Genomic DNA, 17,036 nt, shown 5'->3' with positions numbered 1-17,036 from the left:
GTGTACGCTAAGCACCCTATACAAGCCCACCCCCACTTTTTATCAGATAAATTCCCCCGCCCGTTTTCTTGCATCCAGACTTTTTTAACGTCAGAATAATAAAAGTATAAGAAAAATGATGATTCTTCTCTGTTGCGAACTTCAAACATCAGGACAGTTAAAGTTATATCAATTAAAAAGATTGCTCTTTCATCGAAACTATCCTATCAAATTCAAGGTACTCTTGCTTTTGTACAATTGTTACTATGGACTATAAATTATTTTACATACCCCAGCCCCCCTAAAAACCCTCACTCATCTTGGCAATGATAGACATTGTGCTAATAGCGGTTTCGTATTTACATGTTCAAGGTGATAGCTGATACCTGTAAATCTGTGGGCTGCTTTAGTTACTTCAAATTCAAAAACTCAGAACAATGGTAACAGTTATCAATTTTAAAGAAAGAAACAAAGAGGATGGCTCATCATTCTTTGTGTTAGAAATTCAAGGTGGTCTTGAAATGGTGCAAAGCAAAACAACCGGCCAGTTCTATGCTACTGCTAAGAAGGCTTATCTACCATCAACATTTGATGCAATGACCTGCCAGGCATTGGTAGGCACACAAATGCCTGGCAGCATTGAGAAAGAAGAGTGTGAACCTTATGAGTACACTGTACAAAGTACGGGAGAAATCATTACGCTTTCACACAGGTATTGTTATGTGCCCGAACAAGCTGTCAAGACTGCCTACCAAAACTTCAGGCCATCAGCAGATGCTTTCTCTATGAATGAAAAGCATGAAATGGCTCATGTTTAATAACTATGAATACCTGTATCTTTCCGGTACAGGTATTTTCTTTTTTTAATGATATTTTTATGAAAATAGCAGAAATCAAGGTTTCATACACGACTAATCAGCCCGATAAAGTGAGGCTCACTAACTTTAAGGACACTTATCAGTTTATTTTATCACATTGGGATATGAACATAATAGAGTACCAAGAAGAAAGTAAAATCATCTTGCTCAATCGAGGGAATGGGATTTTAGGTATTTATCAACTGTCTAAAGGAGGCATATCCGGGACTATTGTTGATTTAAGGATAGTCCTTGCAGTAGCATTAAAGTGTAATGCATCAGGTATCATCTTGGTTCATAATCATCCAAGTGGTAATATACAACCCAGTCAAGCAGATAAGAAGATTACCAAAAGACTTAAACAAGCCTGTGAGCTGCTTGAGCTTAATTTGATTGACCACTTAATTATATCTAAACAAGATTGCTTGAGTTTTGCACAAGAAGGGCTATTATAGAATGAGAGCGAGTTTACATGTACAAGGCATTTTTAGCTTAATTTTATAGTAAAGCTATTTATAGAGATAGGTACTAATAGCCAAAACTTATTTTTGATTAAGGCTCTTGAAGCTAAGTAATTCCGAAGCATCAACATTTAATCGGAGAGCTATAGAGTATAATACATATGCAGAAGGGTTTATATTACCTGATTCAATCCGGTTCATATTGGAACGTTCAAACTCGCATAAATGCGCCAGTTCAGTTTGGGATAGATTTCTCTCTTCCCTTAACTGCCGGATACGCCTGCCTATTAATATTTGAAGTTCCTTTTTAGATAACACCTTAAAAGATTAATCTCCAAAATTTGTGATATTTAAAATTTTTTATGTTATCGGATTGGTTAACAAACTATATTTGTTTCAATCATCATTAATTAAACTTATGGATTTAAAAATGGACAAATGCCACTATTGTGGCAGCTATACTGCTAATACTAAGAAGAATTATTACATCCATACTATGTATGGCGTAATCAAATCGCATCTAATTCGCGGTATGGGATATAGTTATATTGAAAAGAAAGTAGAAATACCTCGATGTGAAACTTGCTCAAAGAAGCATGGTAATCAATTTTTAATGATTGAACTGCCTTTATTTGTAGTTGGTTTTATAATTTTTATCTGGATTTTCACATACAAGGTAAGTGATGGCAATTTTAGCCTAATAACCATTATACCTTCAATTGTTGCAGGAATAGTCATCGGCGGTGCTTTATCTCCAGTAATACGTCACTTAATGTCCCTATCTAATAAAACCGGTAAATTTGAAAGAGACATAAAAGATAATGAGGAAGTTAAAAAATTAATGGAGTTAGGCTGGAAATTAGATAAACCTGCTAAAAGTGAATACATTACTGATGAAGATTTGTTACGGGAGAAATAAAAACTTTTTCCCAAGTTGAAGTTAAGCGTGATTATATCAGATATATTTGAAAGAATTACATGTTTTGCAGGTTTTACATACTTACATTTACTTAAAGTGGCTCTGAAACATATCTGAAACATCTTGGCGACAATACGAAACAATAAACAGCCAAATGAAAATACAAAAATGCTTACTTCATAGCTGTTCAAGCAAATACAAGTAAAGGAAAAAGAATGAAAATTGAACGGTACAGTCTGTTAATCAGAGGGTCCTTGGTTCGAGCCCAAGAGGGGGAGCTTAAAAAGCCAGTCATTAGACTGGCTTTTTTGTTTTCTATAATAATTATAATAATTAGAGAAGTTATTACCCACCATATTATTATCGCTTTGAATATGTTTATCAAATAAAAAAGCCCTGCAATATTGCAGGGCTTTTACGTTGAGTCAGTAATTTATTCTTTAATAATTTTTATTGTTTTTTCGGCTGTGCCCGAATTGACTTTTAAAAGGTAAATTCCGGCGCTTAATGATTCAGTATTAATATGGGAAGTGTTTTCTGTAACCTGTTGCGAAAGCACTAACTGCCCGGTTATTGTATATATCATTGCATTGTCAGCCCCAGTAAAATTAGCGAGATTGATTTCATTTTTTACAGGGTTAGGATATACCATAAGATTTTTTAAAGCATTTTCCTGTACTGATGCAGTTGGGGTTTCTTCAAGGATAATATCGTCAAAATAAAGAAAACCCTGATTTCCTAATAAGTGTACTTCTATGGTAAGGTAATAGATATCAGTTTCTTCTACGGTAAAAGGTTCTGATGTAAAAGTTGATGAAGTACCTGCGGGGACGTTTTCTTGTTCCGGAAGGTAAATGTAATCGTTTAAACTGCGGGTCATCATAACACGGATAATGCCAATTACTCCTTCGGGATTACTCATCCCGTATTTATAAGATACTCTGTAAGATGATCCCTCATTTAGTGTTATAGGCCCGCTTGCCAGCGTAGAGGCTACTCCTATGCCTTCAGGCATCATATCATTTATTGATGTGTCATACATAAAAACATTTCCTGAAAAACCCTCTACAGGGCCGGCTGTTGTTTGAAATATTTCAGAAGAAGCAAAGGTTAAATAAGAACTGTACATACAATCGGGCAGTTGCGGGAGTGCAGCCGATTCGGCATCTTCCATATAAGGCAATGTTACCGGGTCTTCGCATTGCGAAAATGCATTATTGCCAAATGCAAAGACAAGGCTAATGGATAAGATAATTTTTTTCATAGCACATTTTGTTAGGTTAATACTTTTGTAAAAGTATAATCTCACTTTTATTAGTGCTTTATGAAAAAACCGGAATTACTTATAAATTTCAAGTGTAGCCAACTGTAGCTCTGAAGGTGTTAATCCGCTGTGAGTTTTTATAAAGCCGCTAAAGTTAGCCTGGCTGTCAAAGTTAAGCTCAAATGCTATTTCTTTAAGGGAAAGTTCGTTAAGCAGCATCAGCCTCCTTATTTCCAGCATCAGCTCCTCATGTATTAGTTTTAGCGGGGTCTTGCCCAGGCTTACCTTGCAGGCATCATTCAGCTTTTCTGTACTGCACCCTATCATGCTACAGTAGTCAGAAACTTTTTTTTCTGTTTTAATATGTTGTGGCAACAGCGACAAAAACCTTGTTACAAGGTTTGGGGTAAGCATATCTGCTTTTGCCTCATTAAACTCAGGTAATGATATAAGTATAATTTGCAGGTAGCTGTACAGCTTATGGTGTGCAAAAGGTGTAAGTTCTTTATTTGTGAGCAGTCCCATCATCCGTACAGCAACATCATACAGGTGAGTAAAGCTTTCTGCATCGAGGCTGAAAACCTGTTTCGGGAAGTAGAGCTGATAGTGCTTCAGGGGCTGCAGGAATTTAAAGATATCTTTCCTGAACTGTATTAATAAGCCTGTTGCCGAGTTGCGGTGCATCAGGTGTATCTGGCCGGGATAAATAGCATAAAGCTGCCCGCCTGACATCTGGTATTCTGCAAAGTCGATAAATTGCCTTCCTTCTCCCTGTTCTACCAGAATGATTTCAAAGTAGTCATGCCTGTGGGGTTTATGATAATCATAAGGGTTCTTATAGTCCAGAGGCTCTATAATCAGTGGCCTGTTATATTGCGGCAACTGTACAGGGCTTACTCCGGTATCCTTATCACTCATGGTACCATAATTAAAGTGGGAAGTTACAAAATTTATATAAATGCAAAAACGGAATATTTTGCTGACATTTATATAATGTTTATCGCCATTAGTAGGTTGGCTATTATTTATGGAGTAGGACAATAGCTATTATATTTTCGAAGCCGCCTGAAAATAAAAAAAGCCCTGTAAAACAGGGCTTTTGTGTTGTGGTCCCACCTGGGCTCGAACCAGGGACCACCTGATTATGAGTCAGGTGCTCTAACCAACTGAGCTATAGGACCGCTTTAGAGGTTGCAATATTACTACTAATTTTCTTTTACTGCAAATAATTTTACAGGATAATTTACTGTTAAAATAAAAATGTTTCTAAATCGCTGAAAGGCAGTATATGTCTTTATACACTTAATTGATATTGTTGTTACAGAACATTACTGCTGCTATTTACGCTTTAAGTTTTATTTAATATACCTATAAGATAATTAAAACATATAAAGCCTTAGCTTTGAGTTTACTAACCTTTTAAAGTAAAATCATGAAAAAGCATACAGTAAAAAGCATGTTGTGTATCGGTCTACTTGCAGCCGGGATAACACTAACTTCATGTAAAGAAAAATCTCCGGAAGAAGTTACAGGCGTAGACCCTGTTCCCGAAACCCTTGAGCCGATGGAGCCGAGCTATGATGATGGTACAGATACTATTATGACAGAGACTGATACCATTACCAAGGTAAATCGTGAAAACGACGATTTTGAGCTTCATAAACAAGTACCGTAAATAAACACATACAACCATGAGAAATAAAATAATTGCATTGTTTGCACTCACACTATTATTCAGCATTACTGCTTGTAAAGACAATAAGCAGAATGATATGGATGGAGATGAAACAGTTACAGAAACCGGGCTTGACAGTATTAGTGATGTGGGTAGTGATGGCCTTGGAAGGGAAATAGACACTGTAAGCGAAATAGAAAGAGATGTTAACGATAATCTTGATGAAGATGCGGTAGCTCCGTAATGAATATGATATAAAAAGAGGATTTTTATTTATAACATTATTTTTTTTGCATTAAGTTGCTATTCCTGCGGGCATACAAAACCAGGGAGTAAAAACAGTGGTCCTGACTTATGTATGACTACTGATTCTGTTTTTACAGACGAGGGAAGCAATGATGGTGAACAAGCCGCGCCGACACAGGGCTTGACGGGGAATAATCAGCTTGTGCTGTTTAGCTGTTTGCGTGTAATGGGTATCCATTGTTTGCCATTATGCTGCAGTAGCCATACTTCGTTTACTGCAAAGCCTGCTGCATAAGCTTTATCTTTATAATATAGCCAGGCCTTTTCATAATCTTCACGGCTAAGATCACGATATGCAATAGTCATGTGTGGGTTAAAATTCAGTATCGCCTTGATTTCAGGATAATTAGTTCTGAATGAGTTGAAGAGTTCTTTCTGTAATAGCCGCAATTCTTCAACTTCTTCCGGGGTTACATAAATTACAGGGTTTTTACTGTTGTTGAAAGAACCGAATCCGTTAAGCTTTATAGTAAACGGAGAAACAGAAACAGATGCATTTAAAAACCATCTGTTAAGGCCTTCATGCTTTAGAGTGCTTAATTTAAATGGCGGCAATAGTATAATATGCGGCATAACCCGTAAAGCTTTGCTGCTGTTAAAGTTATAGGCTATATGCTGCTTAAATGCAGTTATCTCTGCCGAAACATCATCAGGGGCAAGTAGGGCAATAAAATACAGGCTGTCTTTCATAACAATAAAAATAACCTGTTTATATTTAATTTCAGTATTTAGTACCTTACAAAGTGGGTGTCTTCTGTTATATTTTCGGTAATAGCTGTATATTTTGATTGTTCCTTTTCAGGTAGCCCCTTTGTTAGCGCAGCTGTAAACTGTGCTAAATGATCGGTCTCAACATGATCCATTACCACAATCTTATACCACTGGTTGCCTTTATCATGCTTTTGGGGTACCAGGTTAAAGCGCAGTGCAATTTCTTCAGGCACATATTCAGATTTTATAGTTACAATGTTCATGTAAGGCTCACGGAAATATTCTACACCAAGTGAGTCAAGTTCTTTACATAACCAGTCGGTACGCATCAGCAGCGTGTTTACTTTTTCTGCCCATCCGTGTGGGCCATAAGTGGTAAGTATCATCCATACGGCAATTGCATTAGCGCCCGACCTGCTTCCGCAAAGGGTTAAATCCATCCCCTCAACATATTCTGCTTCTTTAGTCAGTACATTTTCAATTAAGCCTTTCCTGCAAATAAATATACCGGTACCATATGGCGCCTGCAACATCTTGTGTGCATCTATGGTAACCGAGCTTATATCCGGATTTTGAAAAGTAAGGACGCTGCCTGTATTGCTGAACGGATAAACAAACCCGCCATAAGCGCCATCTATGTGAAGTTTATAAGTGAGGGCGTATTTTTTAAGCAGGTCAGTATATATATCTGCTTCATCTACAGAGCCAAATATAGTAGTCCCCATGTTAGCCACCACTATAAAATATCTTTTGCCTGCCATGCGTGCCGCCATTACCAATCCTTCAAGTGCAGTTTCATCTATGTATCGACTCTTAAAGTGCACAGGCGTTTTTATAAAATCCAGAAGCAACAGGTTCGAGCCTTTTGGGATTGAGTAATGTGTGTCTTCAGATGCAAGTATTGCTATCTCCTCCGGCCTGGCACCATATTCATTAATAAAATAGTTACGGTATATCCACAAAGCCTGTATGTTAGCTTCTGTGCCACCGGGTGCAATGTAGCCGTCAAAACTGCCGGGTTGTGCTTTAAAGATATCGGTGGCAATTATATTAAGTACCTCACGCTCTATTTCCTGTGTGCCTTTAAATGCTTTTTCAGATGTGCCAAAGGTATGGCAGCCTATATGGTTTGGGTTGGCAACAAAAGTTTGTAAAACCGGGGCATCTTTAAGAAAAGGGGCATCATCATAAAATACCTTGCCGTCAAGTTTAGAGGCAGGATAGCCTAAAGAAACATCTGTTGAGAAGTTAACGTTCTCTTTAAGTGCATTTTGTATGCGCATAAGGCGCTGCTCCCGCGACAGTTTTTTCCAGTATTTCATAGTATTATGCTTATTGTTTGATGCAAAGGAAATACACCGGGTAGAAAAAAATTATGATTTTTATCATAATTGCTGCAACCTTTTTTAGTTTTTTGCGTCTATATAATAGTTGCTTATCAAAAAGGTGTTAATGTAGTTTCATCAATCAGGTAAAACGAAATGTTTGCAAAAACAAAATCCCGCCAATAAAATGGCAGGACTTGCGTTAATCAAATTGATAAGTAACGATAAGTTATTTAGGTTTAGTTTAGGATGCGGCCGTAATTAATTACGGCCGTATCTCTTTTAGCAATAGTGGTTTTTTGGGATGCTTCTCCCGACTTCAGGACATTCCTCTCGGGGGAAAGGAACTGAAATTTTAAACCCTCGGTTTTATCTCTGAGTGCTTGTAAAGCTGTTGCCTTTCTTTAGGCAGAAGGCTTTTACAAATGCCCGATATCTGTACTTTATCAGGCTGCAGCACTATTGTATAATCATTTTTATTAAAAAGCCCGTATACAGAAAGGTTAACTATTGTTTCTCCTTCTTCCGGCCTGCATATTACCTGCCTGTCGGCAAATGTTTTCTTATTATTAAATTCATACCACAATGCGTTTTCAAAATTATAACGCAGTATCAAAGTGCTGTTGCTGTTATGGTCTTTAAGATAATTTACGTCTACAAGCCGTACAGCTTTATTTCGTTTTGGTAGTACAGTAAATGCACGCTTAACAATGCGCGCCCTGAACTTAAATTTTTCGAGTAGCACCGGCATGTATCAATCAATATTAGTAAGGTGTTTAATCGGGTGTATATAGCTAATGCAATTTACAAAACAGGAATGCCCATTTTACATAAAAAAATGGCTGTCTATATTTTGTCTATATAATTTCTGCTTTTAACATATTGAATATCAGCATTATAAAACAACTCCAATAGTTGTTAGAATATGTGTTTATACATGTTATTTAAGGTGTACAAAGTAGAATTTAGCAATGCTTTCTTGTAATATTCTGCTCTAATCTTAAAAAGATGTTAAAGAATTAAAGCTAACTTAGTTCTTGCCTTCCTTTTCGTTCAGGTATTTCCAGTAACGTTTTGGGACGTGCTGAATGTGCAGCTTCATGTTTTTGCGGGCAGGTATATTTGTACTGTTAAAATAATCTTTCCATAGCATAGAAGCCAGCTCTTCTTTTTCATCTGTCAATGATTTATGCAATCTGGGTTTAGATGTATCCACTGCCGAGACAAATTCATACGTAATTTCGGTAACTTTTTGCAGGTCATAAAACAGGCCGTACTTACGGCGCACATCATAAATAATCCATTGCTGGTCGGCATATCTGTTTTTAAAGAAACCTGCAATAAGCGGTAAAACATTAAAATCGGGCTCAACAGGGGCGTAATAGATACCGTCTGCTGTTTTCTGGAAACGGATAAATGCCTTCATGCGGTGCCGCTCCCGGCTTACCTTTTTTGCAGTCTGGGTTACGGCAATTACATGTTCATTGCCAAAATTGGCCTCTGCCCCCGGTTTATTATCAAATATATAAACCGCAAAATTCAGCAATGCCTGAAACGCCACCGGCTCTTCAGAAAGGTAGGCGCAATAATACGTGTTCACCCAGTCCGGCTGTAGCTTTTTCTTTAGCCCCTGCCACACCCGGTTTGCCTTTGCTTCATCACTTATAACAGTGTGGCTTTCTTCCAGCATTTTAGGCTGGTAAAGCCTGTCCCAAACCAGCTCAAACTGCCCGGGCTTTAGTTCGTAGTAGTCAAAAATAGCCGTAAGCAGCCCTTCAAAAGTACCGTCAAATATAAAAGTTACCATTTAAAACAGGCTTAACTGGGTTTGCGGGGTTTTTAAGTATTTACTGCTGCTTTCAGCAAGAATAAGGCCTTTTATATGGTTTGCCTCAGGCTCATTAATAGCATACGGGCTATCGGCACATCTTATAAAATGGCGGGCACGGTTATAGGCAATCCCCAGTTTTTTTAGCTGATAGCTGCGCAGCCTGCCAAACCTGCGTGCCTGTACTATTTTTTTAGCTGATGTTACACCAATACCCGGAACCCTGAGTATCATATTATAATCGGCAGTGTTGATATCGATGGGAAATTGTTCCATATTACGCAAAGCCCAGCTTAACTTAGGGTCTATATCAGTATCAAGGTGCGGGTTCTTTTCATTGAGCAATTCTTTAACCTCAAAGCCATAAAAACGCATGAGCCAGTCGGTCTGATACAGCCTGTTTTCGCGTAAAAGCGGTGGCTGGCTGCCAATAACCGGCATACGGCTGTCGTAGCTTATGGGTATGTAACCCGAGTAATACACCCGTTTAAGGCTGTAGTTTTTATAGTATTGTGCGGCGCTGTGCATAATTTCCATATCGGTTTCGGGTGTGGCGCCAATAACCATTTGTGTGCTTTGCCCGGCAGGTACAAACTTCGGTACACGTTTTATAAGCCCCGTTTTCTTTTCATCTTTAAACTGAGTTATGGTATCCTGAATAAAACCAAGCGGTTTCTTTACATCTTCGTGAGATTTATCCGGGGCTAAAAGTTTAAGCCCGCTTTCAGTTGGCATTTCAAGGTTAATGCTCATCCTGTCGGCATACAAACCTGCTTCTGTAAGCAGTTCAGGGCTTGCACCGGGTATGGTTTTCAGGTGTATATAGCCATTAAAACGCTGCTCAATGCGCAGTTTTTTTACAATTTTTACCAGCCTCTCCATAGTAAAATCGGCATTTTTAAAGATGCCCGAACTTAAAAAAAGCCCTTCAATGTAATTGCGGCGGTAAAAATTCATAGTTAATTCTACTACTTCATCTACTGTAAAAGCGGCGCGCTTTACATCATTGCTCTTCCTCGAAACACAAAAAGCACAGTCATATATGCAATGGTTGGTAAGCAGTATTTTAAGGAGTGATACACATCTGCCGTCTTCAGTATAGGTATGGCATATACCATTGCTGCTGTCACCAATCCCTTTATTATCATTTTTTCTGTTGCCGCCACTGCTTGAGCATGATACATCATATTTTGCCGCATCGGCAAGTATTGTCAGCTTTTCTCTCAATCGCTCCCACATACAAAGATTATTTTCTACAAAAATAAGAAAAAAATCATAAGTAACTATACCTTAATAATTTATTAAAACGTATAAATGGGGGTTTTTTGTTATTTAGCTGTTTAATTGCAACAGTGGTCGATTTTAACAGATGGTCCTACTTATTAGTGGGTATTTTTGCAAGTATTTAGGTTTAAATTAATAAGCGGCAATCCGAAAAGCGTTTAAATACGTAAGAAAAAGTTAAAATATTACAAAAAAGAAATGCATATAGTATAAAATGCTGTTTAATAATGTTAATTTAAGTGCTGTAAAAGCAATAATTACAGGTGTATAGATAGTTTGAGTTTTAGTTTTATATTTGCGCTTTTATTTAAGGTGCTGTAAATTAAGTTTTTAAAGTTTTCGGGAGTACTTTATAAATTACCCGGAATGTGTATATATAAAAGGTGTATAGCTGATATGAAAAGAAATTTACTGCTTTTGGCACTGCTGGCTTTTACGGTTGGTGCTTTTTCTCAGGGTATAACGGTAACCCCGCACCCTGTAAACAATCCTGCTGCTACCACGCAACTGGTAACAAATTACCTGCTTAAACCGCAGGATGCCTGCTTGGCACAAATTTCTAATGTTACAAAAAGTACAGGAACAAACTATGGCTATTCGGCCGGTAACGGTATAGGTACATTTACCTATTCCGGTTCAGCGCTGCCAATGTCAGGTGGTTTGGTGCTTACTTCGGGTAACGCAGTAGCCGCACAGGGTCCAAACAACAGTACATCGAGCTTTTCAGCTCCGGCGTGGGCAGGTGATCCTGCTATTAGTGCCACATTTGGCATTAACTCGAAAAATGCCACAATACTGGAGTTTGATTTTGTACCTGCCACAAGCAACTTTTCGGCAAGTTACATCTTTGCATCCGAAGAATATGGCACGTACCAGTGCGAATCTAATGATGGCTTTGCAATGTATCTTACCAATGTTACGGCAGGCACACCTGCTGTAAATGTGGCAACATTGCCTACATCGCAGCCCGTATCTATCAATACAATTAAAGATGTTATCAATAACTCTGCCTGCCCTTCTGTAAACCCACAATATTTTGGCGCGTTCTACGGGGGTGGTAACGCTGCTGCTGCACCCATCAATTTTGAGGGCCGTTCAGTACTGTTAACTTCAACTGCTACACTTATACCCGGTAACACATACCATCTTAAAATAGTTATTGCTGATGATGGTGGCGCTGACGGGACGGATGGCGAATATGACTCTGCCGTGTTATTCCCGCAGGGAAGCCTTAACTTAGGGCAAGAGCTTTTAGGGCTCGATCTTACACTTGCTAATAACACAGCCCTTTGTACAGGCGACAGCTTTACACTTGATACCGGGCTGCAACCTAACGCTGCGCAATATAGTTTTTCATGGACAAGGAATGATACCCCTATTGCCGGCGGCGCCGTGCTTACCGATAACCTGCCGGGCAATTATGCAGTTACCGTTACAAGGACTGCCGATGGCTGTACAAGTACACAATCTATTCTTATAGAATATGCCCCTCAGATAACCCCTAACGCACCGAATGATTTATTTGCGTGTGAAAACGGTACGGGCACTTATACCTACAACCTTGCACTTAACACCCCGGTAGTTAAGCAGGGGCTTAACCCTGCCACGGTGGTTTCATACCACGCTACTTTGGATGATGCAAATGGAGGGTTAGGAGCCTTAGGCAATACCTATACAGGCCCTGCCAATACAACAATTTATGTAAGGATAAAAAGCCATAACAGCAGCTGTTATGTGGTAGAGTCTTTTGAATTATTAACCGCACCGGTACCTTCGGCTACACAGCCTAATAACCTGGTGCAGTGCGAAAATGCCGAAGGCTCCGGAGAGGCTATATTTAACCTTACATTTCAAAATGGTACCATACTGGGTACTCAGCCTGTTAATGAGAATACCATCCTTTACTTTACTTCTCAGGCTGCAGCCGAAGACGGTTCTGCCCCGATAGAATTCCCTGAAAGCTATACCGGCACCAGCCAGACTATATATGCAAGGGTGCAGCGCAACTTTGATCCCGGCTGTTATACCATAACAACATTTGACCTTATTGTAGTGCCGCTTCCGGTACTTACCCAGCCTGATGATGTTGCGGCATGTAACACTTACACCCTGCCTGCTCTTACTACCGGTAATTACTTTACGGGCACAGGCGGTACAGGCACGCAGCTAAATGCCGGAGATGCTATAACCACATCTCAAACCATTTATATTTATGCTACCAATACACAGGGCACTACAAACTGCTCTAACCAGGTTAGCTTTAATGTAGAGATAATTACAGCAGCATCGGCACCTGCAAATGTAACGGCATGCCAGTCTTATACATTGCCTGCCCTGCCTGCCGGACAGTTTTATTATAACGGCCCGGGTGGTACAGGAGGGCAAATTGCGGCGGGTACTGCTATAACGGCCACACAAACCGTATATTTTTATATACCGGCTGCGGCAGAGTGCACAGAAAACAGTTCATTTACAGTAACCATTAACACACCTCCGGTTGTAAACGACCCGGCAGATGTTAACGAGTGTTCTCCGTATGCATTACCAGCGTTGCCTGCAGGCCAAAATTATTACACCGGTGCAGGTGGCACAGGCACACAGCTTGCTGCCGGAACGGTAATAAACACAACACAAACAATATTTGTATATGCTGCTAATGCTATAGACCCGTCATGTTTTGCAGAGCAAAGTTTTACAGTTACCATAAGCAACATACAGGTTAACGACCTGCCAGATGTTACCCGTTGCGGCAACTACACACTGCCAGCATTGCCGGCGGGGCAAAACTATTATACCGGCCCGGGGGGTACAGGCACAATAATACCGGCATCTACACAGGTAACTACATCGCAAATCATATACATTTATGCGGTTAGCCCGGTTAACCCGAACTGTACCGATGAAGAAAGCTTTACAGTAACTATAAATGCACTTCCTGTTCTTGCCGCTATACCAAACGTTTCGGCATGCGACAGTTATACGTTGCCAAACACGCTCCCTTCTTATGCAAATTATTATACAGGGGCAAACGGTACAGGAACAATATTACCCGCAGGTACTGTATTGACAACAACACAAACCGTATATGCTTATGCCGTATCGCCTAACGGATGTACCAGGCAGCGTACTTTTACGGTAACGATAATTAATATTGATGCCATTACACCGGATGACCAGGTGGTATGCGGAAGCTACCAGCTTCCTGCGCTTCCTGTTGGTAACTATTATACAGGCCCGGGTGCTACAGGTACTCAGCTAACACCGGGGGCAAACGTTACAACCTCTCAAACTATATATGTATATGTACAATCTAACACTACACCTGTTTGTACAGCCGAGAGTAGTTTTGAGGTTACGGTAAATCCGCTTCCTGTACTTGCAGCAATACCTGCAGTAATAGCATGCGGTAGCTACACATTACCCAATACGCTTCCGTCTTATGCGCAATATTATTCGGCTCCGGGAGGGCCAAATGGTTCGGGAACTGTACTCAATCCGGGAACAGTAATAACTACTTCCGGCCCTGTTTATGCTTATGCAATATCCCCTAACGGATGCACAAGGCAGCGAACAATAAATATAACTATCATTAACGGCTCTATAGCTCCGGCTAACGTAACTGTTTGCGGCAGCTATACATTACCGCAACTGCCACTGGGTAATTATTATACAGGCCCTGCAGGCACAGGAACCCAAATTGCACCAGGCACAGAAATAACAACAACACAAACCATATACACCTATGTAGCGGTTACTTCGGGCGCTAACTGTACAGATGATGATAGTTTTACAGTTACTATAGAAAATGCTCCTGTTGCAGATGATCCTGTAAACGTACAGTCTTGTGTTCCTTATGCGCTTCCTGCACTTACCAACGGTAACTACTATACAGGCCCCGGTGGCACAGGTACACAGCTTGCTGCCGGAACAGTAATATCAGATTCTCAAACACTATATGTGTACAGTAGTAACCCTAATTTCCCTGACTGTTTTACAGAAAATGCAGTTTACATAAACATCAGCGATTTTGAACTTGACGAGCCTGCCGACCAGCTTGTGTGTGGCGGTTATACGCTTCCGGCTCTTGAAATAGGTAACTATTATACAGCCCCCGGCGGTACGGGCACCATGCTTGATCCAGGAGACTTTATAGATACTGATCAGACAATTTATATATATGCTACTTCAAATACGCCGCCTGTTTGTACAGATGAGGTTAGCTTTGAAGTGGAAATTAAACCGGCTCCGGCTATAGATACACCGCCAAACGTAGGTTCATGCGGAACATATACGCTGCCTGCGCTTACAGTAGGTGACTACTATACAGCGCCGGGCGGAACAGGCACACAGCTTTTTGCAGGCCAGGTTATCAGTACCACTATGGATATTTATGTGTATGCCGAGACAGGCGGAACGCCGAACTGTGCTGCAGAACACATGTTTACTGTATTCATAAATCCTCAGGCTCCGGTTAATGTTACCGTTTGCGGCAGCTACACACTTCCGGTGCTTCCGGTTGGTGAGTACCGCACAGGCCCTGCAGGTACAGGAACACTGCTTAGCGCAGGTGATGTAATTACTACCACGCAGGATATTTATGTTTATATACCTTTAACTACGGTTCCAAACTGTACAGATAACAACTTCTTTACAGTTACAGTAAACCAATATCCTATATTAGACCCAATCCCGGTGCTTCAGCCGCTTTGCGATTCATATGTACTGCCGGAAATTACTGTGGGTAATTACTACACAGGCCCGGGCGGTACAGGTACACTGTTAAATGCAGGTGACCTTATCACATCTACCCAGACAATATATGTTTATGCAGAAACGGGTACCAACCCTAACTGTACGGTAGAAGAAAGCTTTGAGGTTGTAATATTTAATACCCCGATACCTGATGCCCGTTCTACAGTAGAGCGTTGCGACAGCTACACCCTTACAGAGCTTGTAGTAGGTAATTATTATGCGCTTCCGGGCGGGCCAAACGCTCCCGGCCAGCAGCCTTACTTTGCGGGTGATGTAATTACAGAGTCGATGACAATGTATATTTATGCAGAGTCGGCTACTACGCCTAATTGTTTTGCTGAAAACAGCTTTGAAATAGATATTTATACCATTACGGCTGATAACCCTGAAGATGGTGCTGTATCTGCCTGCGACAGCTATACACTGCCTGAATTGGAAATCGGCGATTATTACACGCTTTCGGGCGGGCCTGATACTCCGGGACAGGTACTGCTTGAGGCAGGAGATGTTATAACAACCTCTCAAACACTATATGTATATGCAGAGCTTGGCGGGCGTGTTAACTGTAATGATGAAAATGTTTTTGAAATTACCATATTTGATACGCCACAGGTAGATAACACCCAGGGTAATGTTGAAGTGTGTTTTCAATATCAGCTTCCGGCGTTAACTGTTGGTAACTACTACACCGGGCCAATGGGCACCGGCACTATGCTTAGCGCAGGAGATGTGCTTACAAGTACACAAACAGTTTATATTTATGCTGAAACAGGAAATGATGAAGTAACCTGCTTTACACAGCACAGCTATGTGGTTACTGTTTACAGTGTGTCAGTTCCTGAGATAGCAGATTTTTATGCCTGCGAAAGTTATGTATTGCCACAACTGGCAGCAGGTAACTATTATACAGGCCCTGGCGGTACTGGTACTATGCTGGCTGCCGGCACACCAATACTCACAACAAGTACTATTTACATCTATGCTGAAACGAACACAATACCTGTTTGTACAGATGAGAGCGATTTTACTGTAACTGTTGTATATCCGCCAACATTTACCCAGCCTGCGCCACTAACAACCTGTGGTATTAACGACCAGGGTAACGGTATATTTAACCTGCAGCCTGCCATGCAGGAAGCGCTTGGCGCACAGCCAAATGTAACGGTTAGTGTACACGAAACCCTTACAGATGCAGAGTTTAATAATGACCCGATACCAACTCCGGGTGCATACTATAACATTGTTGCTATAAACCAGACAGTTTATATTAGGCTGCAAAACACATTAGTCCCTACGTGCTATACAATAGTGCCGCTGGAACTTATTGTAAACCCGCGCCCTCAGGCTGCAACACCTGATGATTATGCACTATGTGATAACGGCATAAGCGATACCGATGGCATTGCTATCTTTGACCTGACTACGGTAGAAGAGGACGTACTAAACGGATTAAGCCCTGCATTCTTTACAGTTACTTATTATGAAACTCTTGCCGCTGCCGAACTTGGTACAACACCTGTAACAGCACCGGGCGCTTATAGCAGTGAATCACGCACCATCTACGTAAGGGTAACCAACAACGCCACCGGCTGTTATGACATCGTAGAACTGGAGCTTATTGTGAACCCGCTGCCGGAAGTAAACGACCCTACGCCATACACCCTGTGTGACGAGA

General features: G+C 40.6%; 14 protein-coding genes and 1 tRNA gene. 6 read left to right on the top strand and 9 right to left on the bottom strand.

The annotated features are described in order from the left end of the window. Positions 1-416 precede the first annotated feature (416 nt). Together Q0K96_RS12605 and Q0K96_RS12600 are read left to right on the top strand one after the other, a co-directional pair. Positions 417-797: a hypothetical protein gene (locus Q0K96_RS12605; protein WP_297334341.1), complete on the top strand. Its 381-nt coding sequence runs from the start codon at positions 417-419 to the stop codon at positions 795-797. 59 nt (positions 798-856) lie between these two features. Continuing rightward, the gene (locus Q0K96_RS12600) at positions 857-1,291 is read left to right on the top strand and encodes a JAB domain-containing protein (protein WP_297334340.1); all 435 of its coding nucleotides are present in this window, start codon (positions 857-859) and stop codon (positions 1,289-1,291) included. 87 nt (positions 1,292-1,378) lie between these two features. On the opposite strand, the gene Q0K96_RS12595 is transcribed toward Q0K96_RS12600, so the two are convergent. Beyond that, a complete protein-coding gene (locus Q0K96_RS12595; protein ID WP_297334339.1) occupies positions 1,379-1,615 on the bottom strand; it encodes a helix-turn-helix transcriptional regulator in 237 nt (78 codons plus the stop codon). A 100-nt stretch (positions 1,616-1,715) separates the two neighbouring features. Here Q0K96_RS12595 and Q0K96_RS12590 point away from each other — a divergent pair, with 100 nt between their 5' ends. Beyond that, entirely contained in the window at positions 1,716-2,216 is a 501-nt protein-coding gene (locus tag Q0K96_RS12590; protein WP_297334338.1) for a hypothetical protein, read from the top strand. A 433-nt stretch (positions 2,217-2,649) separates the two neighbouring features. Here the strand turns inward: Q0K96_RS12590 and Q0K96_RS12585 are convergent, their stop codons facing one another. The 3 genes from Q0K96_RS12585 to Q0K96_RS12575 form a co-directional block, all read right to left on the bottom strand. Continuing rightward, complete coding sequence (locus Q0K96_RS12585; RefSeq protein WP_297334337.1) at positions 2,650-3,480, bottom strand: T9SS type A sorting domain-containing protein; 831 nt, start codon at positions 3,478-3,480, stop codon at positions 2,650-2,652. Between the two features lie 75 nt (positions 3,481-3,555). After that, positions 3,556-4,398, bottom strand: a complete 843-nt coding sequence (locus tag Q0K96_RS12580) for a helix-turn-helix transcriptional regulator (protein WP_297334336.1) — start codon at positions 4,396-4,398, stop codon at positions 3,556-3,558. 189 nt (positions 4,399-4,587) lie between these two features. After that, positions 4,588-4,661 (bottom strand) — tRNA-Ile (locus Q0K96_RS12575). Between the two features lie 251 nt (positions 4,662-4,912). Here Q0K96_RS12575 and Q0K96_RS12570 point away from each other — a divergent pair. Then, the gene (locus Q0K96_RS12570; protein WP_297334335.1) at positions 4,913-5,155 is read left to right on the top strand and encodes a hypothetical protein; all 243 of its coding nucleotides are present in this window, start codon (positions 4,913-4,915) and stop codon (positions 5,153-5,155) included. 16 nt (positions 5,156-5,171) lie between these two features. Beyond that, positions 5,172-5,399: a hypothetical protein gene (locus tag Q0K96_RS12565; protein ID WP_297334334.1), complete on the top strand. Its 228-nt coding sequence runs from the start codon at positions 5,172-5,174 to the stop codon at positions 5,397-5,399. 197 nt (positions 5,400-5,596) lie between these two features. Here the strand turns inward: Q0K96_RS12565 and Q0K96_RS12560 are convergent, their stop codons facing one another. From Q0K96_RS12560 to Q0K96_RS12540, 5 genes are all read right to left on the bottom strand, one after another. Further along, the gene (locus tag Q0K96_RS12560) at positions 5,597-6,151 is read right to left on the bottom strand and encodes a 2'-5' RNA ligase family protein (protein WP_297334333.1); all 555 of its coding nucleotides are present in this window, start codon (positions 6,149-6,151) and stop codon (positions 5,597-5,599) included. A 38-nt stretch (positions 6,152-6,189) separates the two neighbouring features. Then, positions 6,190-7,494: a pyridoxal-dependent decarboxylase gene (locus tag Q0K96_RS12555; RefSeq protein WP_297334332.1), complete on the bottom strand. Its 1,305-nt coding sequence runs from the start codon at positions 7,492-7,494 to the stop codon at positions 6,190-6,192. Positions 7,495-7,852: 358 nt separating this feature from the next. Next, positions 7,853-8,248 carry a hypothetical protein gene (locus Q0K96_RS12550; protein WP_297334331.1) on the bottom strand — a complete coding sequence of 132 codons (396 nt, stop codon included), beginning with the start codon at positions 8,246-8,248 and terminating at the stop codon, positions 7,853-7,855. A gap of 279 nt (positions 8,249-8,527) precedes the next feature. Then, positions 8,528-9,304, bottom strand: a complete 777-nt coding sequence (locus Q0K96_RS12545; RefSeq protein WP_297334330.1) for a TIGR03915 family putative DNA repair protein — start codon at positions 9,302-9,304, stop codon at positions 8,528-8,530. Continuing rightward, complete coding sequence (locus Q0K96_RS12540) at positions 9,305-10,564, bottom strand: putative DNA modification/repair radical SAM protein (protein ID WP_297334329.1); 1,260 nt, start codon at positions 10,562-10,564, stop codon at positions 9,305-9,307. It lies immediately after the preceding gene. 441 nt (positions 10,565-11,005) lie between these two features. On the opposite strand from Q0K96_RS12540, the gene Q0K96_RS12535 reads away from it, so the two are divergent. Further along, a partial coding sequence (locus Q0K96_RS12535) for a choice-of-anchor L domain-containing protein (RefSeq protein WP_297334328.1) occupies positions 11,006-17,036 on the top strand: 6,031 nt, incomplete at its 3' end.

The sequence above is a fragment of the Flavobacterium sp. genome (genome assembly GCF_024305175.1).
In the GTDB taxonomy this organism is placed as follows: domain Bacteria; phylum Bacteroidota; class Bacteroidia; order Flavobacteriales; family Flavobacteriaceae; genus Flavobacterium.
Note: the sequence above shows the minus strand (reverse complement) of the source record. Positions and strands in the feature narration are given on the sequence as shown.